This window comes from uncultured Roseibium sp. (genome assembly GCF_947496995.1).
Taxonomy (GTDB): domain Bacteria; phylum Pseudomonadota; class Alphaproteobacteria; order Rhizobiales; family Stappiaceae; genus Roseibium.
In genome coordinates, this window is the sequence record NZ_CANMFD010000001.1 from 1,105,310 (window position 1) to 1,124,802 (window position 19,493).

Below are 19,493 nucleotides of genomic sequence, written 5' to 3' on the forward strand. Positions count from 1 at the left end.
CGCTCAGCCCTCACTCGCCCGTTTGCGATCCTCGGCGTGGCTCTCCAGAATGCCCTTGACCGCCGTCAGCAGGTCCGCCTCCTTGACGGTAATCTGCGCCGGGCGGCTTTCGCGCCAGGTGACGTTGTCGGTGATTTCCTCGGACAGGCGTTTGCCTTCGATCAGATCCTTGATCTGGATCTCGCCGGCGTCCCGTTCGTCCGACCCCTGAATGATCGCGATCGGGCAGCCGCGCCGGTCGGCATATTTGAGCTGATTGCCGAACTTCTTCCAGTTGCCCTGGTACATTTCCGCCCGGACGCCGGCATTGCGCAGGTCCTGCGCCATCTTCTGATAGCGCCCGAGGGCTACCACGTCGCCGTCCATCACGGTGACCAGTACGGGCGCTGTCACATCGGCGGTGTCCAGCTTGCCGAGGTTCTTCAGCGCCGTCATCAGGCGCGAGACACCGATGGAAAAGCCGGTGGCGGGAACGTCGCGGCCTGTGAAGCGCTTGACCAGCCCGTCAAAACGCCCACCGCCACCGACGGAGCCGAACTGGACCACTTCGCCCTTTTCGTTGGTCACGTCGAACAGCAGTTCTGCCTCGTAGACGGGGCCGGTGTAATACTCGAGGCCTCGGACGACGGAGGGGTCGATCTTGATGCGGTCTTCGCCGTAGCCGCAGGAGGCGAAGATCGAGGCCATGGCACTCAGTTCCGCAAAGCCCTCATTTTCAGGAGAGCCGGTTCCGGAAATGAACGCGACGATATTCTCAATCGCGGGATCTTCCAGCCCAGCACCCTTGGTGAAGTCGCCGCTCTCGTCCTTGCGCCCTTCGCCCAGAAGCAATCGCACGCCTTCGACGCCGAACTTGTCGAGCTTGTCGATGGCCCTGAGGACGACCAGCCGGCGCTCCGCCTGATCTTCACCACCGAGACCGATCGATTCCAGAACACCATCCAGAACCTTGCGGTTGTTCACACGGATGACGTATTGCCCGCGCGGAATGCCGAGGGCTTCCATGGTGTCGGCCATCATCATGCACATCTCCGCGTCCGCCTGAACGCCCGGCGCGCCGACCGTATCGGCGTCGAACTGCATGAACTGGCGGAAGCGGCCAGGTCCCGGCTTTTCGTTGCGGAACACCCATCCGGCCCGGTAGGTGCGATAGGGAAGCTGGATCTCGTTGATGTTCTCCGACACATGACGGGCGAGCGGTGCCGTCAGGTCGTAACGCAGGCTCATCCACTGCTCGTCGTCGTCCTGCACGGAAAAGACACCCGCGTTCGGGCGGTCGGTGTCCGGCAGGAACTTGCCGAGGCAATCCGTATATTCGAAGGCCGGCGTTTCCACGGGGTCGAAGCCGTACTGCTCGTAGACGGCGCGGATCCGGGAAAGCATCTCGTCGGTGGCGCGGATGTCCTCGGTAGAGCGGTCAACGAAGCCGCGCGGCAGGCGCGCCTTCAGTTTGTTTGGTTTTTTGGCCATGAAGTCTAACAGGTCCTGGCAGGTTCCATGCCGTGCGCGCGCGAAAAAGGACCGGGCGCCCGGCAGTGTGCATGTTGCGGTTTTCCTAGACGAAACAGGGACTGAGAGCAAGGAGGTGAAGCATGCGCGGCTGGTTTCCGTGTATCCCCCTCTAGAGCTGACCTGCAGCTGTCCCGGCCTTGAGCCGGGACCTCCACGCCGATTTGAAGGGACCCCGGCTCAGGGCCGGGGCGGCAAAGAGGGAGCCGAACCGCGTGGGTTTTTGAAGCCCGGACCGGGAAGGCAAGGCCGAAAGCGAAGCCGGGGCCTTGTTTGCAGCGCAGTTCGGCTTAAAAGGACCCGGTGTTTTCTTGTATTTAAGAACTAGCAGGCTATGGTCCGCGCGAATTGTGGCTGGAAAGCCGGGGTTGGCTGCAAGCGAGTGGATAAGGGTTGGCAATGGACGAAGCTGTGCGCATGGCTGAAATGGATGCTGGAGAAAGCGGAATGCCGGCCGGCCGGGGACCGGTGGCAAAAGCTGCCGAACTCAGTGTAATCCTGCCGAGCTTCAACGAAGCCGCCAATATCCCGATCCTTGTCGGGCTCCTCGACACCGCCCTTGCCGGCATCGCCTGGGAGGCGATTGTCGTCGATGACAATTCTCCGGACGGCACCACCGAAGTTGCACGCACGATTGCCTTGAGCGATCCGCGTGTGCGGGTCATTCGCCGCATTGGCCGCAGGGGCCTTTCGGGCGCCTGCGTGGAAGGTATCCTGGCCTCCTCTGCCCCCTATGTCGCGGTGATGGACGCGGACCTGCAGCATGACGAAACCATGCTGCCGAAGATGCTGGCCGAATTGCGGGCCTCGGACACCGATCTGGTGGTCGCCAGCCGCAAGGTCGAAGGCGGAACCGCCGGCGTGGGGCTTTCAACTGTCCGCGCCTGGGCCTCCGACATCGCCAACGGCCTGGCGCAGAAGTTGCTCAACGTCACCCTGAAGGACCCGATGAGCGGCTTCTTCATGGTCCGCCGGGAAAAAGCGGAAGCCCTTGCGCCGAAACTGTCGCCGCAGGGTTTCAAGATCCTGCTCGATCTTGTTTCCAGTGCCGGCGGGACGCTGAAGATCAAGGAACTGCCGTTCACTTTCCGGGAACGCCAGCATGGCGAGAGCAAGCTCGACAGTCTGGTCACCTTGGATTATTTCGGCCTGCTGCTCGCCAAGTATTTCGGCAACGTCGTCTCCGTCCGCTTTCTGATGTTCGGTCTTGTCGGCGCCAGCGGTCTCATCGTGCATCTGGCCGCGCTGCGCGTGTTTCTTGTTTCGGGCATGGAATTCAATTTCGGTCAGACCGCGGCTTCATTCGTTGCCATGACCTCGAACTTCTTCCTGAACAACCAGCTCACCTATCGCGACCGCCGCCTGCATGGTGTGCGGATGCTGATCGGTCTTCTCACCTTTTATGCCGTCTGTTCTGTCGGCGTGCTGGCAAATGTCGGCGTCGCCAATCTGGTCTACGCCGACCCGGCCTACTGGTGGTTCGCCGGCACGGCCGGTGCCATCATGGGGGCCGTCTGGAATTATGCCGCCAGCTCCGCCCTGACCTGGCGGAAAACGTAAAAGAGGCAATGTGACCGACCTGGCAAAGACGCAAGACCTGCCTCCGGTGCTGCGGCCGGTCGGCCTGGCCGTTATTGTCGGCCTGCTGACTGCCGTGAAACTCTTTGCGGCCGGCAATGCCCATTTCGTCGAGGATGAAGCCTATTACCGGCTCTGGGGGCTTTATCCGGCACTGAGTTATTACGATCATCCGCCGATGATCGGCTGGTGGATCTCTGCCGGACAGGCCGTTTTCGGCGATACGCTGTTCGCGGTGCGGGCGATGGTGATTGTCTCCGGCGTGATCGGCTCTCTGGTGCTCTGGCGCACTGCCGCCATTCTGTTCGATCGACGGGTCGCCGGTTGGGCGGTACTGTTTCTCAACGCCAGTCTTCTGGTCGGCATCGGTGGCATTCTGGCGACCCCCGACGCACCGTCCGTTTTCTTCTGGGGCCTCAGCCTTTGGGCGCTTGCCGAACTCTCCGTCTCCAGAAACGCCAACTGGTGGCTGTTGGCCGGCCTCATGGCGGGCTGCGGCCTGTTGTCCAAATATTCCGTTCTTTTCCTCGGCGCGGGAATTGTGTTGTGGCTGTGCTGGGTCCCAGAGGCGCGGCGCTGGTGGCGCAGCTGGCAGCTCTGGGCCGGCGGCCTGATCGCGCTCTTCTGCTTCTCGCCGGTTCTCTACTGGAACCATGCCCATGAATGGGCCAGCTTTTACAAGCAGTTCGGCCGGGCGGGCAATGGCGGTTACACGGCGAAATACATCTTCGAGTTTCTCGGCGCGCTGATCGGCCTGATCAATCCGCTAATCGCGATCCCGGCAATATTCGGCGCGGTAGGGCTGTTCGGCGCCCTGCGCAAACGGCAGAGCGCAGCCTCACTGGTTCTGCTCACCACGCTGCCGTTCTTTGTTTATCTGCTTTATCACGCGCTGCATGCCCGCGTTCAGGCCAACTGGCCGGCACCGCTGTTTCCGGCCTTCGCGATGATGGCTGCGGTCTTCGTGGCGTCACTCCCGCAGGGCAGATCTGTCTGGCGGGGGATCGCCTGCGGCGGCGTGGTCCTGGGCCTGCTGCTCTCGGTTCTGCTGCAGATCCATGCCGTATGGCCGCTCACCGGACAGTTCGCCCGCAAGGATCCGACCTTCCAATTGCGCGGCTGGTCGGAAATCGGCCGGAAGCTCGAAGAGATCGCCGCGCGGGAAAACGCAGCCTTTGTCGCAACGACCAGCTACGGGCTCAACGGCCAGTTGGACTTCCTCCTGAAGGACAGGCTGCCGGTATTCCAGCTCACTGAGCGCATCCGCTATCTGATGCAGCCTGCGCCTGAAGAGACCTTGTTCGCAAATCCCGGCCTCTATGTGGCCGAGGGACGGCGCGACAAGGCAGGCGAGCTTGAGAAATCATTTGCGGTCGTGGAGAAAATCGCTGAGCTGGAGCGCACAGTGAAAGGTGTCCGGCTGGAAGACCTTGTAGTCTACAGGGTCGAGGACCGGATTGGTCCGGTCTTCGAGCCGATCCGGTACAGATAATCTGGCAAAAGACATATCATCTTCCTGAGAAGAGACTTGCAAACCTGCAGCGAATGCCGCAGGGAAGATATCGCATTTTCAGATCTCTCCGACTCGCCTGCGGAAATTCATGAAGCGGATCACACTTGGAGCTTTGGACTACGGCCTTGCGTTTGGGGTCGATCGCGCGCTGCGCGAGCTGGTCGAGATGGGCCGCCTGAGTGCCGTCGGCGCGATCGTTGCCAGCGAACTCTGGCCACGGGAATTCCGCCCGCTTCAGGAAACCGCGGAGAAGGTCGGCAAGAAGGTGCTGTTCGGCGTGACGCTGGCCTTCAGCGGCGACCGGGTGTTTCCGGTCAGTGCGCGCATGCAGGACGCCTACGGCGAGCGCATGTTCAGCCGGGCGAAACTCCAGCGCCGCGCGCTCCTCAGGCTTCTGCCGGATGAGGTCCTGTTCGAGGAAGCCCATGCGCAACTGGTGCGCTACAGCATCCTGATGGCGCGCCCGCCCGATTTCGTCGCGGTGCGTGAAGGCCTTCTGGCCAGAACCGCCCTGGCGCGCATCGTCTTCAGGGCCATCGATCACGCGGATTTCGAAGTGCCGCCGCTGGTGGTTTCCCCGGTGCGCTCCGGCTTGAAGGCCTTGCGGCTCAATCACCTTGCCCGATCCTGCAATCTTCAGATGCTGCCCAGGGCCGATCCCTTGCCTGAAACGAGCGACAGCGAAGAACTGCAGAGGCTTCTGCACAATCACTTCGACGGGATGACGGATCGCAGTTTTGTCGCCGCGATACCCGGCAGGCCCGATGATCGTCTGAGGCGGGATGAGCCGCGCAGGAAGATTGCCATACGGGAATGCCAGTACGAAGTTCTGTCCAGCAACCGTTTCTTTCAGACGCTGGACCAGAAGGATGTCTTCCTGAACTGATGCCGGCCGGCGAGAACCGGAGCCTGTTTGGTGTTACGAGGTCCGCGGACAGTTCCAGGACAGGGTCTGAAAATATGACCGGAAACGAAAAAACGGCTCTGCGGGGAACAGAGCCGTTTTTCGTGGAGGTCTGAAAGGGGGAGGGGCAACCCCGCTTCCATGACTAACTATGTAGGCATATTTTTCTTGATTGCACGTGATGGACATCACAGGATCGCGCTAACTGCATTTTTTGATTGATATGGGTCCGGACCCTGGAGCGCTTTGCGTTCAAATGGTTCAATATGAATGCAAAGCGCTTTAATATCTGAACGTTCGGAACGGCAGCGCTCGCTGGCAGGGGGAATGCGTGACGGAAATCAAGGACTTTTTGAAAAACAGCTTTTCGCTGGAGGGGCTTGATCCGGAGCTCGCGGTCGGCCTGTCGCGCCTTGCAAGAGCGATGAAGATGCCTTCGGGCACGATCCTGTTCGAAAACGGCGACCCGGGAAACGGTTGTTACGCGGTGCTCGAGGGCTCGCTGAAGGTCTCCCTTTTGTCCGTCGACGGCGACGAGCAGCTGCTGGCCGTCCTCGGCCCGGGCGATCTTGTCGGCGAACTGGCGCTGCTCGACGGCCGCCCGCGCTCGGCGACGGTCATTGCCCTGAAGGAGGCCCATGTCGCTTTCATCGACAAGGCTGCTTTCCAGAGGTTTTCCGATGAGAACCCCGCGGTCTATCGGCATATGCTGTCGATCGTCGGCAAGCGCCTGCGCCATGCCAACGACGTGCTGGCGGCGCGCTCCTTCCTGCCGTTGCCGGGCCGTGTCGCCCAGGCGCTGCTGCAGCTTTCGGAAACCTTCGGCAAGCCTCTGGAGAATGGCCGGGTGCTGATCCACTACAAGCTCAGCCAGGCGGATATCGCCAATATGGCAGGCGCAGCGCGTGAAAATGTCAGCCGCGTGCTGAACGACTGGAAACGCTCCGGCACGATCAGCCGGATTTCCGGCTATTACTGCCTGGAGCAGGTGGAATTTCTGCAGCAGGCATCAACACTTTAGGAGTTACAGTGCGAGGAGTTATCCTCTCCGCTCTTGAAACGGCACGCCGGTGGCTTCGCGGCCAGAAAAGTCCATGCAAACTGGGAATATTCCTATTCTTGCTGCTCCTGCCAGCTCTGTCGTCCCCGGTGCTTGCGCAGCCGGCGGCATGTAACGAGATCGAAAGTACACAGTCTTATCAGGACATCTTGGATTCCGACGACACACTTGAAGAGACAAGAAAGAAACTCAGCGATCTGGACCCGTTCGGCCCGGAGCTTGCCAACTATCTGGACTTTCTTTCCGGACTTGAAAACGCTTCAGGCGAGGCGGAAGAGGCAAGCGCATTTCTTCGCGACTTCAGGCCTGAGGGGGTCATAAATCTGAACAGGCTTGAGTTCGCCCTTCTGATGGCGGAGACGAAATCTGCTTCGGATCGACAACTTTTTCTGAGCCGCTACATTACGCTTCGCAACCTCATTACGCTTTTTTGCAATGAGGACGATCCGGACATCCAGTTTCTTTCTCTATCATTGACGTTCCAGAAATTTCAGCAACCGCGAGGGGAAACTCCGTCCAGGGAGCATGTGCGTGCGGCAAGAGAGCTTGCGCGGGCGGGTGCGCTCTCGAAGGGACTTGAACCTTATTCAAGTCTGCTGAGCGAAACGTTTCAATCCGTTCGCGAGGATGAATTTGAATGGATGTATGAGTTCACCGGAGACGAGGCGTGCCGGGATCGGCAGCATGCGGACTGCCTGACGGCTTTTGAAGACAAGATATCAGGGGACCAAAACAGCTCGACTGAAGCGCTTCTGGAAATTGGTCTTTGTGTCTTGAAACTGGTCAAGGGTGGAAAGACCCTGTCGGTGAATGTCTGCGAATTGCAGCTTTCGCGATAATTTCGGCTTTATTTTCTCACCTCCGGCATTGAAGCTATCTGCGTTCCTGCCAAGATGGTTTCCAGCGTCTGCGTGTTGAGGCTGTCGATAAACGCCTCCGCGGCCCGCGCCATGGCGCCTTTCAGCGCGCAGCGGGGCAGGAAAGCACAGGTTGTCGGTTCGGGCTTCAGGCAGGCCACCACGCCGAGGTCCGGTTCCATCAGCCGGACCACATCGCCGATCCGGATGGCGGCCGGCTCTTTTGCCAGCCTTATGCCTCCGCCGCGGCCGCGGGTGGTCTCCAGATAGCCGCCCTTTGCCAGATGGGCGACGATCTTCATGACGTGGGAGTGGGCAAGGCCCAGCCGTTCTGTCAGTCCACCCACCGTTTGCGGATCGTCGGACTGGCCTGCCACCATCAGGATTCTCAAGGCGAAGTCGCTTGCCTGGCTGAGGCGCATGCGGGGACCCATTAAACATTCATATGATATGTTGATTTTAACGCGACGATGTGAGATTTAAAAGATGCATTTAAAATGAATGTTTGGAGGCGATCATGAATCCGCGCAATTCCGGTCCGAAATCCGATCAGGCTCCCGTCTCCCGGCGGCACCGGGTTGCGGACGACGCGGGAGATCGGCTGCTGCGTTATGAAAGCGTCGACGAGGCCTCCATCCGGGTCATGGTGCAAACGTTTTACGGCTGTATCCGCGAGCATCCGCGCCTTGGAGAGATCTTCTCGCGCCGCCTGGAAGGCCGGTGGGACGAGCACCTCCTGAAAATGGAGAGCTTCTGGCAATCCGTTCTTTTGAAGAACGGAGCCTACAAGGGAAAGCCCGTTCCGGCCCATATGAAGCAGAAGGAACTGGTCAGTTCCGACTACGGAGAATGGCTGACAGTGTTCCGCCCGGTCGTGCGGGAGCTTTTTGTCCCGGATCTTGCCGACGAAATCATCATGGTTGCCGAACGTATCGCCCAGAGCCTCTGGCTGGCGACCTTCGGTTTCGCAGCGGCCACCCCGCCGCCCGAGCTTTCCGTGACAACCAGCGAATGGGGCGGATCAAGCCGGTAACCTGCGTTTTTTGGCGGACGTTTCTGGCGGTGTCTACTGAACGGTGCCCCTCCCGCTGTGGATCATGGCACTTCTGCTGCACCGAATGACCTGACTAGTCTTGTGATCTTCACGCCTGCCGTTAGTCTTCAAGGACGAATTGCAAAACGGGGAGTTCAGGCGTGAGCGAAGACAAGCCGACCGGCGAACTGACACTGCGGACCATGGCGATGCCATCCGACACCAACGCCTCCGGCGACATTTTCGGCGGCTGGGTGCTGTCGCAGATGGATCTGGCGGGCGGCATTGCCGCGGGACAAAGAGCCCAGGGGCGCGTGGTCACCATCGCGGTCGACAAGATGAAATTCATCCGCCCCGTCCAGGTCGGCGACGTTCTGTGTGTCTACGCCGAAGTCATCCGCGTCGGAAACTCGTCCATGGAGATCAAGCTGGTCTGCTGGGCCCTGCGCCACCGCTACGGTCATCGGGAAAAGGTCACCGAGGCGGTGTTCACCATGGTCGCCGTCGATGACAGCGGCAAGCCGCGCCCGGTGCCCAAAGAGCTCTGAACGAATTACCGCCGCTGCCGGTGGACGATGTCGGCAACAAGATCCTCGTCCACCGCACAGGTGCAGCCATTGGCCCAGAACCGCAGCAGGTCCGTCAGACGCTGGATCCGTTCTTCCGGTGCCAGCGGGGCCTTGCGACGCCGAATTCCGCCAATGAGACGCATGGACCTGATGCGCGCCAGAACGCAGTCTTCAGCTGCCTGTTCCCAGATTTTCGTATCGGCAGGTTCACAAGGTGAATGGCCGGCGATCAGATCTGCCGCACGTCCGGCAAAAGGCTGTTGAGACAAAAAATCCTCCATCGGTTGCCCGAGGAGGACTGGCGCATGAAAGAAAACCGCTTAGTTGCCGGTCAGCCTCTCTTGAGAGTCAGCCCGGCCGCATCCCTGTTTGCGGAAACCACCTTGCCCGGTAAGGCAGGTTGGCGAGGGCGCCAGCCCTTCTCTTGATGATGGGGCGCTTATGTCATGACTTCCGGCGTCTGACAAGGGGGCTCTTGGCAACTGCGGGAAGTCATGGCACTTCTCGTAAGGGAAACCACGGCGTATGGACCGCCGATCTGCAAGCCGGTTTGAAACGAAAGCAAAGAGACCCGTGTCGGACACCTCACCCTCGTACCGCAGCCACTCTCTCGTGCCGGTCCTGCTCGCCTTTTGCGCCTGTTTTGTCGATGTGGTCTGCATCATCGGCCTCTTCCACACCTTCACGGCCTTCATTTCCGGAACGCTGGTCGTGCTGTGCGTGGAAGTGTTCCACCAGAGCGAAAATGCGCTCCTCAAGGTGTTCGTGTTGGTGACATTTCTCGTCTTCACGCTGTTCTGGTATGTCGTGGTGACGCGGCTGATCCGGCGCAAGAAAGTCGCCATCGGCCATCTTTTCGCGCTCGAAGCCTGCATCGTGGCGGCCTTCATGCTGGTCGCCGGGCTTGGCGATCCGTCCGGGTCCGGGCCGCTTGCGCCGGTCACACTCGTCGCGGTCGGGCTGTCCACTATCGCCATGACGCTTCAGAATGTGATCATGCTGACCATCTTGAACCACCACGTGCCGACCACCATGATGACGGGAAATTCGCTGAAACTCGTCTTGGGCCTTGCCGATTATTTCGCCCATCCGGAAAGCCGTACCGGCAGCCGAGAGATTGTCATTCACCAGACGCTGGTCATCTCCGCTTTCGCCGTAGGCGGTCTGCTGGCCAGTTTCCTGTTCGGGTATTTCGGCTTCTGGGTCCTTGCCATTCCGGTGACGGTGCTGCTTCTGCTCGCCGTCCTGCCGTCTGTTCTCGAAGGCCTCGACGATGAAGGAAACGCCGATAAGGACGCAGCTGGAGGAATTCCGACCGCCACCGGATAGCGTCTCCCGGCGCGCCTACGCTGATTAACCCGGCAGGTTCGAGGTCTCACCCCTGTTGCCGGTCCCAGTCGATACGCCCGTCCACCAGGTGAATGCGCCGTTCCATGCGGGCTGCGAGATCCATGTCATGGGTGACTGCCACCACGGTGGTCTTCTGCGTCTCGACGATTTTCCGCAAGCTGTCGAAGACCTGTTCCGTCGCGACCGAGTCAAGGCTACCGGTCGGTTCGTCGGCCAGGATCAGGTCGGGCGAATTCGCCAGCGCTCGCGCGACGGCCACCCGCTGGCGCTGGCCGCCGGAGAGCTGGGCCGGACGCCGGTGCAGGAAGTCCTCCAGCCCGAGATCGGCAAGCAGCGCCGTTGCATGGTCCAGTTGATCCCCGGCGGAAAGCTTGCCGAGCTTCTGCATCGGGATCATCACGTTTTCCAGAGTGGTGAATTCGGGCAGCAGAAAATGGAACTGGAAGACGAAGCCGAGTTTTTCAAGGCGCATATGCGCCATCTCCGCCGGGGACAGATCGTCCGTCCGCGCCCCGCCGATGAACACCTGACCCGATGTCGGCCGGTCAAGCAGGCCAAGCAGGTAGAGCAGAGAGGATTTGCCGGACCCGGACGGCCCGGTGATCGCCACGAACTCCGACCTGCCGATCCTGAAGCTGACATCTTTCACGAGAGTGACCGGAACCACCGCTGGAAGAATGCGCGTCAGGTCCCTGGCTTCCACAAGCGCGGACGTTTCTGCAGGAACCTCTGCGGGAAGGCTCATGTCGCCCCCCTTATGATATCAACCGGATTGAGCCGGGCCGCCTTGCGCGCCGGAATATAGCCGGCGATCCCGGAGGAAAAGAGAGCGAGCAGGCAGGCGATGATGTAATGGGTCCAGGAAAAATAGATTGGCAGATGCGTCATCTCCACGTCCTGGGTAAACTCGAAGCGGATGGTCGCCATGTAGCTTGAGAGCCCGAAACCGAGCGCGGATCCGGCCACGGCACCCAGAATGCCGATGACGAGCCCTTCAAGGACAAAGATCTGCTGGATGTCGGATTCGGGAAATCCAAGCGACTTGAGAATGGCGATGTCGCGGGCCTTTTCGTGGACGATCGTCGACACGATGTTGAAGATGCCGAAGCCGGCGACGACCAGAATGGCGCCGACGACGGTATACATGATGACGTTTCGCACGAAAAACGCCTCCATCAGCCCTTCATTGGCTTCCTCCCAGGAAACCGCCTTGTAGCCGAGCTGCCGCTCGGCCCGGGCGGCGACCTCGTTGGCCTGGGCGATGGTGTCGAGCCGTATGGCGATGCTGTTGATGACATTGGGCTTTTCCAGAAGGATCTGCACCGCTTTCAGCGGCGCATAGGCCAGACTTTCGTCGCTTGTCGTGATGCCGGTATGAAACAGCCCGACAATCTTGAACCGTTTCGCCACGCCGCTTGCCGAGGTCAGCGTCACGGTATCGCCGACATCCGCCCCCAACCGTTCGGTCGCCTTGTCGCCGATGACAAGCCCGTTCGCCGTGGTTCCCAGATCCTCGAAGGAGCCCTCGCGCATGTCTTCCCTGATCTTGGAGACGCTGAGTTCGCGCTTCGGGTCGACACCCATCAGGGTCATACCGATGTCCTGGCCGCTGTAGCGCAGCACCGCCTGTCCGCTCAGCCTTTGGGCTAGTTTTCCCTGTACCCAGTCCCGCAGCGCCGCCAGCGCCTCCGTCGGGTTGCGGATGCCGCGCAGGTCTTCTTTCGGCCGCAGCCCGAAATAGGCGACGGCGTCGTAGGCCGTACTGGCCGGCTGTTCGGCGGGTGCGCGCTGTTCGTCGACGATCTCCACATGCGGTATGGCGTCGATCAGGGTTGTGGTGAAATCGCGCTGCGACCCCTCCATGAGGCCGGCCATGGCAACCGAGAAACCGACCCCCAGCGCCACCCCGAGAACCGAGACCACCGTCTGCCGCATCCGGTTCCTGATATGGGTCGCCGCGATCCGCAACAGCAGCATCATCGCTCGCCTCCGGCCTCCGGCACGACTTTCTGGCCCTCGGCCAGGTCGCTCTGGTAAGGGAACGCCACACGGCTGTCCTCCGCGAGGCCGTCAAGCACTTCGATGGCCCGGGTCCCCTTGATGCCGGTCTTGACCTCAATGAAGGTAACCCGGTTCTCCGCGTCCACCACTTGCACTTTCGAGCCGTTGAAGGCGGCTGGCGGCAACAGGAGGCTGTTGTCATTCTCGCGCGTGACGATGTTGATTTCTGCGGTCATGCCGATGCGCAGGGGCGTATCGTCCGGCAGATCGAGGTAGACCCTGTAGTTCTTGAGGACGGGATCGCCCTTGGGTGTGATCCGGCCGACCGTCGCGCTCAGTTCCTCGTCCGGAAAGGCATCGGCGAGGATCAGCGCCTTCTGGCCTTCCGTCACCTTGGGAATGTCTTCTTCGTTCACCTCGGCGACCAGTTGCAGAGGTTTCGGCTGACCGATCCAGAACAGGATCTCTCCGGGCTCGGCCACTTCCCCGACCGACCCGTCCTGCCTGAGGACCACACCGTCCATCGGAGCGACGATGCTATAGTCCCGGAGGCGTTCCTTCTGGGCGGCGATGATGGCGTTGATGCGGATCAGTTCGCTCTGCGCCCTGTCATAGATCTGCTGGCTGACCACCCGCCGTTCCAGAAGCTGAAGGGCGCGGTCGCGCTCGGAGCGGGCCAGGTCCTGCCGGGCTTCCAGCTCGGCAAGCGTCGCCCGGGCGTCGCCGCTGTCGAGTTCCGCCAGCCCGTCGCCCTTGGTCACCTTCATGCCCTCGCAGCCACACAGCGAGATGATCCGCTCCCGGACGATGCTGGTGACCTTCGCCCAGCGGACCGGCTCGACAACGGCGGTTGCATAAACGACTTCTGCGGCTCGTCCCCTGTAGGGATGAACCACATTCACCTCCGGCGGGCGCAGCGACCACCAGTAGCCGCCGGCAATCACCGCAGCGAGGGCGCAGAGCAGAAGCAGATAACGTATCAATCGCATGTAGCACCTGTGCAAGATTCGGGCACAGACTACCGCGTCCGGGCCGCAATTCCATGTCCTGTGTCAAAACACGGGGAGTGCGGTCAGGAGAGCTTGCGACGAAGCAGGAGGTTCAGCGGATGGCACCGGCTGTCCGGCGAGGACAGGGGCTCTGTCCGGATCTGATCAGTAATGCGGCGGCTTTTCGCTCTGGTGGCCAGGCAGGACGTTCTCCATGAGTTCTTCCACCTGATCGGTCATGTTGCCCAACAGCCGCGTCAGCCTGTCGATCTTCTTGTCTTGTTCGACGATGACGGTGTTGAGTTCGTCGATCGTGTGCGTCGCGTGGGCAAGCATGATTTCAAGCTTTTCGAGCCTCTGTTCATGGTCATCCGCCATGGGCACCTCCTGATGGTTGGGTCGCGGAACACGATTGGATCGATCTGCTTTTCCGCCTCCGGCTGAAAGGGGGCCGTTTCGGGAAGACAAATCACCGGCGACCTTATAAGGCGTCGGCAGCGACGCAACAATTTCAATCGACGGATTTTGCCGATAGTTTGAAACAGCGTCCGGGACGCCCTGTCCGGTGAGCTGGATCGTGGCGCGTGCCGCCGGAAAAAACGGCTGACTTAACAAACCGTCGATTGAGGAACTTCATGTCCGACTTGTCCGAATTTCAGATCACACGCAAATGGCCGCCACGGCATCCGGACCGGATTCAGCTCTATTCCCTGCCGACGCCGAACGGCATCAAGGTGTCGGCGATGCTGGAGGAGACCGGTCTTGCCTATGAGGCGCACAAGGTGGATTTTGCCAGCAATGACCAGACGAGTCCGGAATTCCTGTCGCTCAACCCCAACAACAAGATCCCGGCGATGATCGATCCCAACGGCCCGGACGGCAAGCCGCTGCCGCTGTGGGAGTCCGGCGCCATGCTGATTTATCTGGGTGAGAAATCCGGCAAGCTGCTGCCGGCGGACCCGGCCCTGAGGGCCGAGACGATGCAGTGGCTGATGTGGCAGATGGGCGGCCTTGGCCCGATGGCCGGTCAGCTTGGCTTCTTTCACAAGTTCGCCGGCCGCGACTATGAAGACCGCCGCCCCTTCGAGCGTTACCGCGACGAGGTCAAGCGCCTGCTCGGGGTTCTGGACAGGCACCTGAACACCCGCGACTTCATCGTCGGCTCCGACTACACCATCGCCGATATCGCCGCCTGGCCCTGGATCCGCAACCTCGGCGGTTTCTACGAGGCGGGAGAAGTCCTCGGCCTCGCCGATTTCAAGAACGTGATGCGCTGGCTGGACACATGCATGCGCCGCCCGGCGAGCGAGAGAGCGGTGAATATTCCTGCAAGAGACTGATGCGGCGGGAGCAGTGGCGCCGGTCGCAAGGCCTCATCGCGCGCATTGACCGGTGAGCCATATCGCTCTGCAACGCGCTCTTCTCGCAACGTTCTTCAGATGCGGTCCGGTCAACGACGTCTGCTGCAAACTCGGACAGTCCGGGGCCTTGCAGGGGAGGGGTACCAACCGTACCTCAACCCGGGGGCGTCTTCTGTCCGAGCCCTTCCGGTCCGGTCAGGAAATCGAGAAAGCTGCGTACCTTGGCAGGCAGATAACTGCGGTCGGGGTAGATTGCCGAAATCGGAACTCTTGGCCAGATTTCGTCCGGCAGCACGGTTTCCAGCCGGCCTGTGGCCAGATCGTCCTTGGCAAGCCAATAAGGCAGGAAGGTAAAGCCCATGCCTTCGCGTACACCGATCTGGATCAGGGTTTCGTTTTCGCTTTGCATCACCAGCTTGTAGCGAATGTCCGGCAAATCGGCGTACTCCCGTAACCGGAGGCGGTCACCGATAACCATCGGCGAATATATGAGGAACGGTGCGCCGGACAGATCGTCAAAGGTAGTCGGCCGGCCGAACCGGTCGAGGAAACCGGGAGAGGCCACCAGCGGAAAGTCCACATAGGCGAGTTTGCGTGCGATCAGGCCGTCGTCCAGTGTCGGGGCCGCGCGCAAGGCCAGATCGATCCCTTCCTCGACCATATTGACTTTCTTGCTGTTCAAATCGAAATCCAGAACCACTTCGGGGTTCTCTGCATGGTAAGCTGCCATGATGCGTCCGAACATCGGGTTCGCCATCCAGACAGGCATGCTGATCTTCAGCGTTCCCTTTGCCGCCAGCGTTGTTTCCGACAGTTGGGCCTCGGTCTCGGCCAATCCTTCCAGCAAGGGGCGCACGCTCGCAAGGTAGAGCACTCCCGCCTCCGTCAGGCTGACATTGCGGTTGTTGCGGTTCAGCAGCCGGGCACCGACCCGCGTTTCCAGATGCTGAACGTGTTTGGTCGTCATCGCGGGCGAGAGTTTCAAACGTTCCGCGACAAAGGCGAAACTCCTGTGCTCGGCAACTTCAGCAAATACCCGCAGGCTGAGAAGGGTGTCCATTCAATTTACTCTAAAGAAATACAGCATCAAATTTACCGCAGATGATCTCCTTTCAGGAAACTAATAAGGTCCGCCTCAGATAGCAACTGCTCCGCCTTGGTGGCGAGCATCCTGAAGGAATGGACCTATGACACTTGCAAACGAAACATCGACAACGCCTTCCAGCACCAAATGGAATATCGGCCTTTGGGTCGCAGCGGTGGTGCTGAGCCTGCTCTACGCCATGTCCGTTTATATGAAGCTTTTCTTGTCGCACACGGAGATGGTCGAGATGGGGATCGCCTGGGCTGAAAATGCGCCGCTTGGCTTCGTGCGCTTTATCGGCGCAATGGAACTGCTCGGCATCATCGGCCTTATCCTGCCTGCCGCGACCCGCATCATGCCGAAGCTGACGATTTACGCTGCCGTAGGGCTGGCGGCCATTCAGGTGCTGGCCATTCCGTTCCACATGTATCGTGGTGAATTCATGGCACTGCCGTTCAACCTGATCTACCTCGGCCTGGCCGTGCTGATCATCTGGGGCCGCAGCCGCAAAGCTGTGATCGTTCCCCGCGCCTGAAAAACAGCAGAACCGCGGTCCGGGGCCTTCCCCGGGCGCGGCCGGAAGGATGACGCCATGAATACCGATGCTTTAGGCACCATCCGGGAGACCGGAGAGGGCAATCAGCACGAAGGCCTGTCCTGGGACGTCGCTGAGCTTCAGGTTACTGACCTTGCCCGCGCCGTGGATTTCTGGACACGGGTGTTGGGATTAGGAATTCGCCAACAGGACGGCAGTACGGCCGAACTCGGAACCCGGAAAAAGACCCTCATCGTGTTGCTTGCCGGTGCATTGAGGCCGGTGCGCCGGGAGCATTTGGGCTTGTACCACGTTGCTATCGGGGTGCCCGACCAGGCAGAGTTCTCACGTATTCTGGCTCGGCTTATCAAGACGGGCGTGCCCGTCTCGCCGACGGATCATCTCCTCTCCAAATCCATCTATCTGAGCGATCCCGACGGATTGGGGATCGAGATCGTTTATGAGACGCCCGAGCGTTTCGGCCGCTTCGGGGACCTGTCCAGGGGTCTCGCCATGTACGATATCGATGGAAACCCGCATAGCGGCCGCGAGCCCCTGGACGTGCAAGCGGAATTGCGACATGCGCGCGGGGCCGATCTGGGTGCGCCCCTGTCGGACGAGGCCAGTCTCGCACATCTGCATCTCCAGATTCCGGCTCTCGACAGCGCCACGCAATGGTTTGAAGGCATAGGTTTCAGCCGTAGTCTCATGATCCCCGGGTTTGGCTTTGCAGATATGAATTTTGGCGGCAGGTCTCTCCATCGCCTTGGACTGAACATCTGGGCCGGGCAAAACCTCTCGCCCGCTCCCCCCTTCATGGCGCGGCTGACCGGCTACACGTTGCATGTGCACGATCCAGCGATCATGGCGAAGGCCAGGGGCTTGTTGAAAACATCCGGAACGAAGCTGACCGGCTTTGATCCCAGCGGGACTGAAATGTCGCTCATTCCCGCTTACCAGGTCACGAACTTGTAAATGGGTGTGAATGGACGTGGAAATGGCGAAACCTTCCTAGGGAAGCGTGAGCTGGGCAGCTCTATGGAGCGATCTCGGACCGCTGACAAACTTTTCAGTGTGTCTTTCCGGACAAGTCCAGCGTCGCTGCACGCTGATCCGGAAACCAGCACGTCAGCGCGAGCGCAAGCGTGCACTCAACCAGTCAAGCCTCTGAAATCACGAAACAAGACGCGCCCATGGCGAGATACATGTCTGGATCCTGGATCTGGCCCATGCAGCTATCGCCGTAGACCCCTTGGGGGTAACCGCAGGGGGCAGCGGTTTGAAGGCGGTACGGAGACTACCGCTTCCGCAAGACTTTTGAGCTTGAGGCTTCCTGGAAGCCCATGCTGCTTACCCGCACTGCAAGCTGGCACAATCTGAAACGAGGGGGACGCGCTGCCGCATGCAAAAAGGGCGGCCCGAAGACCGCCCTTTCCGTAAGACTTTTGAGCGTGAGGCTTCTTAGAAGCCCATGCCGCCCATTCCGCCCATGTCGCCGCCACCCGGCATTGCCGGAGCGTCTTTCTTCGGAAGCTCGGCAACCATGGCTTCGGTGGTGATCAACAGACCGGCGACGGAAGCTGCGTCCTGCAGGGCAGTACGGACAACTTTGGTCGGGTCGATGATACCGGCTTCGATCATGTTGACGAATTCTTCGGTCTGGGCGTTGAAGCCGAACGTCGGATCGTCGTTTTCCTGGATCTTGCCAACAACGATGGAGCCTTCGACACCGGCGTTTTCAGCAATCTGGCGGATCGGGGATTCCAGAGCGCGCAGAACGATCTTGATGCCGGCGGCAATGTCAGGGTTGGCAGAAGACAGGGCCGAAACGGCTTTCTTCGCACGCAGCAGAGCCACGCCGCCACCCGGGACGATGCCTTCTTCGACAGCAGCGCGGGTTGCGTTCAGAGCGTCGTCGACGCGGTCTTTCTTTTCTTTCACTTCGATTTCGGTCGCACCGCCAACGCGGATGACTGCGACACCGCCAGCGAGCTTGGCAAGACGTTCCTGCAGCTTCTCACGGTCGTAATCGGAAGTGGTGTCTTCGATCTGAGCCTTGATCTGGGAAACGCGGCCCTGGATGTCGTCCTTGGAACCCGCGCCATCGACGATGGTGGTGGTTTCCTTGGTGATGGACACCTTCTCGGCGGTGCCGAGCATGTCGAGGGTGACGTTTTCAAGCTTGATGCCGAGATCTTCGGAGATCACCGTACCACCGGTCAGGATGGCGATGTCTTCGAGCATTGCCTTGCGGCGGTCGCCGAAGCCAGGAGCCTTGACGGCAGCGATCTTCAGGCCGCCACGCAGCTTGTTGACGACGAGGGTCGCAAGAGCTTCGCCTTCGACGTCTTCAGCGATGATGAGCAGCGGACGGGAAGACTGAACGACAGCTTCCAGGATCGGCAGCATGGCCTGCAGGTTGGAGAGTTTCTTCTCGTGCAGCAGGATGTAAGGCTTTTCCAGGTCAGCCAGCATCTTGTCGGCATTGGTGACGAAGTAAGGGGACAGGTAGCCGCGGTCGAACTGCATGCCTTCGACGACTTCCAGCTCTGTTTCCAGAGACTTGGCTTCCTCGACGGTGATCACGCCTTCGTTGCCGACTTTCTGCATGGCTTCGGCAATGTCCTTGCCAACCTGCTCGTCACCGTTCGCGGAAATGGTGCCGACCTGGGCAACTTCAGCGGAGGTGGTGATGGTCTTGGAAGCAGCTTCCAGGGCCTTGACGGCTTCAGCAGCAGCCATGTCGACGCCGCGCTTCAGGTCCATCGGGTTCATGCCGGCAGCAACTGCCTTGGCGCCTTCCTTGACGATGGACTGGGCCAGAACCGTTGCGGTCGTGGTGCCGTCGCCAGCGATGTCGTTGGTCTTGGAAGCCACTTCGCGCACCATCTGTGCGCCCATGTTTTCGAACTTGTCTTCGAGTTCGATTTCCTTGGCAACGGAAACACCGTCCTTGGTGATGCGCGGTGCGCCGAAGGACTTGTCGAGAACGACGTTACGGCCTTTCGGGCCGAGGGTCACCTTGACGGCGTTTGCGAGCGTGTCGACGCCGCGCAGCATGCGCTCACGAGCGTCGGAACCGAATTTTACTTCTTTAGCAGACATAGGATCGTCTCACTTGTTTGTGGAATTTGGTTGAGATCAGAAGCG

20 protein-coding genes and 1 riboswitch are annotated in these 19,493 nt (G+C 60.3%); of the genes, 11 read left to right on the forward strand and 9 right to left on the reverse strand.

From position 1 onward, the window contains the following. Positions 1-3: 3 nt before the first annotated feature. Positions 4-1,470, reverse strand: a complete 1,467-nt coding sequence (gene hisS / locus Q1B40_RS04975; RefSeq protein WP_299810902.1) for a histidine--tRNA ligase — start codon at positions 1,468-1,470, stop codon at positions 4-6. 465 nt (positions 1,471-1,935) lie between these two features. On the opposite strand from hisS, the gene Q1B40_RS04980 reads away from it, so the two are divergent. The 5 genes from Q1B40_RS04980 (at position 1,936) to Q1B40_RS05000 (ending at position 7,403) form a co-directional block, all read left to right on the forward strand. After that, complete coding sequence (locus Q1B40_RS04980; protein ID WP_299812533.1) at positions 1,936-3,069, forward strand: glycosyltransferase family 2 protein; 1,134 nt, start codon at positions 1,936-1,938, stop codon at positions 3,067-3,069. A gap of 10 nt (positions 3,070-3,079) precedes the next feature. Next, the gene (locus Q1B40_RS04985; RefSeq protein ID WP_299810905.1) at positions 3,080-4,579 is read left to right on the forward strand and encodes a glycosyltransferase family 39 protein; all 1,500 of its coding nucleotides are present in this window, start codon (positions 3,080-3,082) and stop codon (positions 4,577-4,579) included. A 109-nt stretch (positions 4,580-4,688) separates the two neighbouring features. After that, on the forward strand, positions 4,689-5,486 hold the full coding sequence (locus Q1B40_RS04990) for a ChbG/HpnK family deacetylase (protein WP_299810908.1): 798 nt from the start codon (positions 4,689-4,691) through the stop codon (positions 5,484-5,486). Between the two features lie 349 nt (positions 5,487-5,835). Continuing rightward, on the forward strand, positions 5,836-6,525 hold the full coding sequence (locus Q1B40_RS04995; protein ID WP_103221199.1) for a Crp/Fnr family transcriptional regulator: 690 nt from the start codon (positions 5,836-5,838) through the stop codon (positions 6,523-6,525). 98 nt (positions 6,526-6,623) lie between these two features. Next, positions 6,624-7,403, forward strand: coding sequence for a hypothetical protein (locus Q1B40_RS05000; protein ID WP_299810913.1), 780 nt, complete (start codon positions 6,624-6,626; stop codon positions 7,401-7,403). 8 nt (positions 7,404-7,411) lie between these two features. Here the strand turns inward: Q1B40_RS05000 and Q1B40_RS05005 are convergent, their stop codons facing one another. Then, positions 7,412-7,855: an Rrf2 family transcriptional regulator gene (locus Q1B40_RS05005; RefSeq protein ID WP_299810916.1), complete on the reverse strand. Its 444-nt coding sequence runs from the start codon at positions 7,853-7,855 to the stop codon at positions 7,412-7,414. An 83-nt stretch (positions 7,856-7,938) separates the two neighbouring features. Here Q1B40_RS05005 and Q1B40_RS05010 point away from each other — a divergent pair, with 83 nt between their 5' ends. Continuing rightward, on the forward strand, positions 7,939-8,454 hold the full coding sequence (locus tag Q1B40_RS05010; protein WP_299810919.1) for a group III truncated hemoglobin: 516 nt from the start codon (positions 7,939-7,941) through the stop codon (positions 8,452-8,454). A 203-nt stretch (positions 8,455-8,657) separates the two neighbouring features. Continuing rightward, the gene (locus Q1B40_RS05015) at positions 8,658-9,002 is read left to right on the forward strand and encodes an acyl-CoA thioesterase (RefSeq protein WP_299812535.1); all 345 of its coding nucleotides are present in this window, start codon (positions 8,658-8,660) and stop codon (positions 9,000-9,002) included. Positions 9,003-9,007: 5 nt separating this feature from the next. Here the strand turns inward: Q1B40_RS05015 and Q1B40_RS05020 are convergent, their stop codons facing one another. Beyond that, positions 9,008-9,292, reverse strand: coding sequence for a hypothetical protein (locus tag Q1B40_RS05020; RefSeq protein ID WP_299810922.1), 285 nt, complete (start codon positions 9,290-9,292; stop codon positions 9,008-9,010). Positions 9,293-9,333: 41 nt separating this feature from the next. After that, positions 9,334-9,459, reverse strand: a riboswitch (SAM-I-IV-variant riboswitch). A gap of 137 nt (positions 9,460-9,596) precedes the next feature. On the opposite strand from Q1B40_RS05020, the gene Q1B40_RS05025 reads away from it, so the two are divergent. Continuing rightward, positions 9,597-10,352: a YoaK family protein gene (locus tag Q1B40_RS05025; RefSeq protein WP_299810925.1), complete on the forward strand. Its 756-nt coding sequence runs from the start codon at positions 9,597-9,599 to the stop codon at positions 10,350-10,352. Between the two features lie 46 nt (positions 10,353-10,398). On the opposite strand, the gene Q1B40_RS05030 is transcribed toward Q1B40_RS05025, so the two are convergent. The 4 genes from Q1B40_RS05030 to Q1B40_RS05045 form a co-directional block, all read right to left on the reverse strand. Continuing rightward, complete coding sequence (locus Q1B40_RS05030) at positions 10,399-11,118, reverse strand: ABC transporter ATP-binding protein (RefSeq protein ID WP_299810928.1); 720 nt, start codon at positions 11,116-11,118, stop codon at positions 10,399-10,401. Continuing rightward, complete coding sequence (locus Q1B40_RS05035) at positions 11,115-12,353, reverse strand: ABC transporter permease (RefSeq protein WP_299810931.1); 1,239 nt, start codon at positions 12,351-12,353, stop codon at positions 11,115-11,117. The genes Q1B40_RS05030 and Q1B40_RS05035 overlap by 4 nt, the downstream gene beginning before the upstream one ends. Beyond that, on the reverse strand, positions 12,350-13,363 hold the full coding sequence (locus Q1B40_RS05040) for an efflux RND transporter periplasmic adaptor subunit (RefSeq protein WP_299810933.1): 1,014 nt from the start codon (positions 13,361-13,363) through the stop codon (positions 12,350-12,352). Before Q1B40_RS05040 ends, Q1B40_RS05035 begins: the two co-directional genes overlap by 4 nt. Positions 13,364-13,528: 165 nt before the next feature. After that, entirely contained in the window at positions 13,529-13,741 is a 213-nt protein-coding gene (locus Q1B40_RS05045) for a SlyX family protein (RefSeq protein WP_299810935.1), read from the reverse strand. Positions 13,742-13,998: 257 nt separating this feature from the next. On the opposite strand from Q1B40_RS05045, the gene Q1B40_RS05050 reads away from it, so the two are divergent. Further along, positions 13,999-14,703, forward strand: coding sequence for a glutathione binding-like protein (locus tag Q1B40_RS05050; protein WP_299810937.1), 705 nt, complete (start codon positions 13,999-14,001; stop codon positions 14,701-14,703). A gap of 175 nt (positions 14,704-14,878) precedes the next feature. Here Q1B40_RS05050 and Q1B40_RS05055 read toward each other — a convergent pair whose 3' ends face one another. Beyond that, the gene (locus Q1B40_RS05055) at positions 14,879-15,784 is read right to left on the reverse strand and encodes a LysR family transcriptional regulator (RefSeq protein ID WP_299810939.1); all 906 of its coding nucleotides are present in this window, start codon (positions 15,782-15,784) and stop codon (positions 14,879-14,881) included. Positions 15,785-15,911: 127 nt separating this feature from the next. On the opposite strand from Q1B40_RS05055, the gene Q1B40_RS05060 reads away from it, so the two are divergent. Both Q1B40_RS05060 and Q1B40_RS05065 read left to right on the forward strand, forming a co-directional pair. Further along, the gene (locus tag Q1B40_RS05060; protein ID WP_299810942.1) at positions 15,912-16,343 is read left to right on the forward strand and encodes a DoxX family protein; all 432 of its coding nucleotides are present in this window, start codon (positions 15,912-15,914) and stop codon (positions 16,341-16,343) included. A gap of 57 nt (positions 16,344-16,400) precedes the next feature. Next, positions 16,401-17,318 carry a VOC family protein gene (locus Q1B40_RS05065; RefSeq protein ID WP_299810945.1) on the forward strand — a complete coding sequence of 306 codons (918 nt, stop codon included), beginning with the start codon at positions 16,401-16,403 and terminating at the stop codon, positions 17,316-17,318. A 486-nt stretch (positions 17,319-17,804) separates the two neighbouring features. Here Q1B40_RS05065 and groL read toward each other — a convergent pair whose 3' ends face one another. Next, a complete protein-coding gene (gene groL, locus Q1B40_RS05070) occupies positions 17,805-19,448 on the reverse strand; it encodes a chaperonin GroEL (RefSeq protein ID WP_299810948.1) in 1,644 nt (547 codons plus the stop codon). Positions 19,449-19,493 lie beyond the last annotated feature (45 nt).

Excerpts from the sequence above, each read along its gene's own strand:
- Q1B40_RS05035 (WP_299810931.1), bottom strand. The coding sequence starts at position 12,353 with ATGATGCTGCTGTTGCGGATCGCGGCGACCCATATCAGGAACCGGATG.
- groL (WP_299810948.1), bottom strand. The coding sequence starts at position 19,448 with ATGTCTGCTAAAGAAGTAAAATTCGGTTCCGACGCTCGTGAGCGCATG.
- Q1B40_RS05045 (WP_299810935.1), bottom strand. The coding sequence starts at position 13,741 with ATGGCGGATGACCATGAACAGAGGCTCGAAAAGCTTGAAATCATGCTT.
- Q1B40_RS05050 (WP_299810937.1), top strand. The coding sequence starts at position 13,999 with ATGTCCGACTTGTCCGAATTTCAGATCACACGCAAATGGCCGCCACGG.
- Q1B40_RS05065 (WP_299810945.1), top strand. The coding sequence starts at position 16,401 with ATGAATACCGATGCTTTAGGCACCATCCGGGAGACCGGAGAGGGCAAT.
- hisS (WP_299810902.1), bottom strand. The coding sequence starts at position 1,470 with ATGGCCAAAAAACCAAACAAACTGAAGGCGCGCCTGCCGCGCGGCTTC.
- Q1B40_RS05055 (WP_299810939.1), bottom strand. The coding sequence starts at position 15,784 with ATGGACACCCTTCTCAGCCTGCGGGTATTTGCTGAAGTTGCCGAGCAC.
- Q1B40_RS05005 (WP_299810916.1), bottom strand. The coding sequence starts at position 7,855 with ATGGGTCCCCGCATGCGCCTCAGCCAGGCAAGCGACTTCGCCTTGAGA.
- Q1B40_RS04990 (WP_299810908.1), top strand. The coding sequence starts at position 4,689 with ATGAAGCGGATCACACTTGGAGCTTTGGACTACGGCCTTGCGTTTGGG.
- Q1B40_RS05015 (WP_299812535.1), top strand. The coding sequence starts at position 8,658 with ATGGCGATGCCATCCGACACCAACGCCTCCGGCGACATTTTCGGCGGC.
- Q1B40_RS05010 (WP_299810919.1), top strand. The coding sequence starts at position 7,939 with ATGAATCCGCGCAATTCCGGTCCGAAATCCGATCAGGCTCCCGTCTCC.
- Q1B40_RS04980 (WP_299812533.1), top strand. The coding sequence starts at position 1,936 with ATGGATGCTGGAGAAAGCGGAATGCCGGCCGGCCGGGGACCGGTGGCA.
- Q1B40_RS05030 (WP_299810928.1), bottom strand. The coding sequence starts at position 11,118 with ATGAGCCTTCCCGCAGAGGTTCCTGCAGAAACGTCCGCGCTTGTGGAA.
- Q1B40_RS05060 (WP_299810942.1), top strand. The coding sequence starts at position 15,912 with ATGACACTTGCAAACGAAACATCGACAACGCCTTCCAGCACCAAATGG.
- Q1B40_RS05040 (WP_299810933.1), bottom strand. The coding sequence starts at position 13,363 with ATGCGATTGATACGTTATCTGCTTCTGCTCTGCGCCCTCGCTGCGGTG.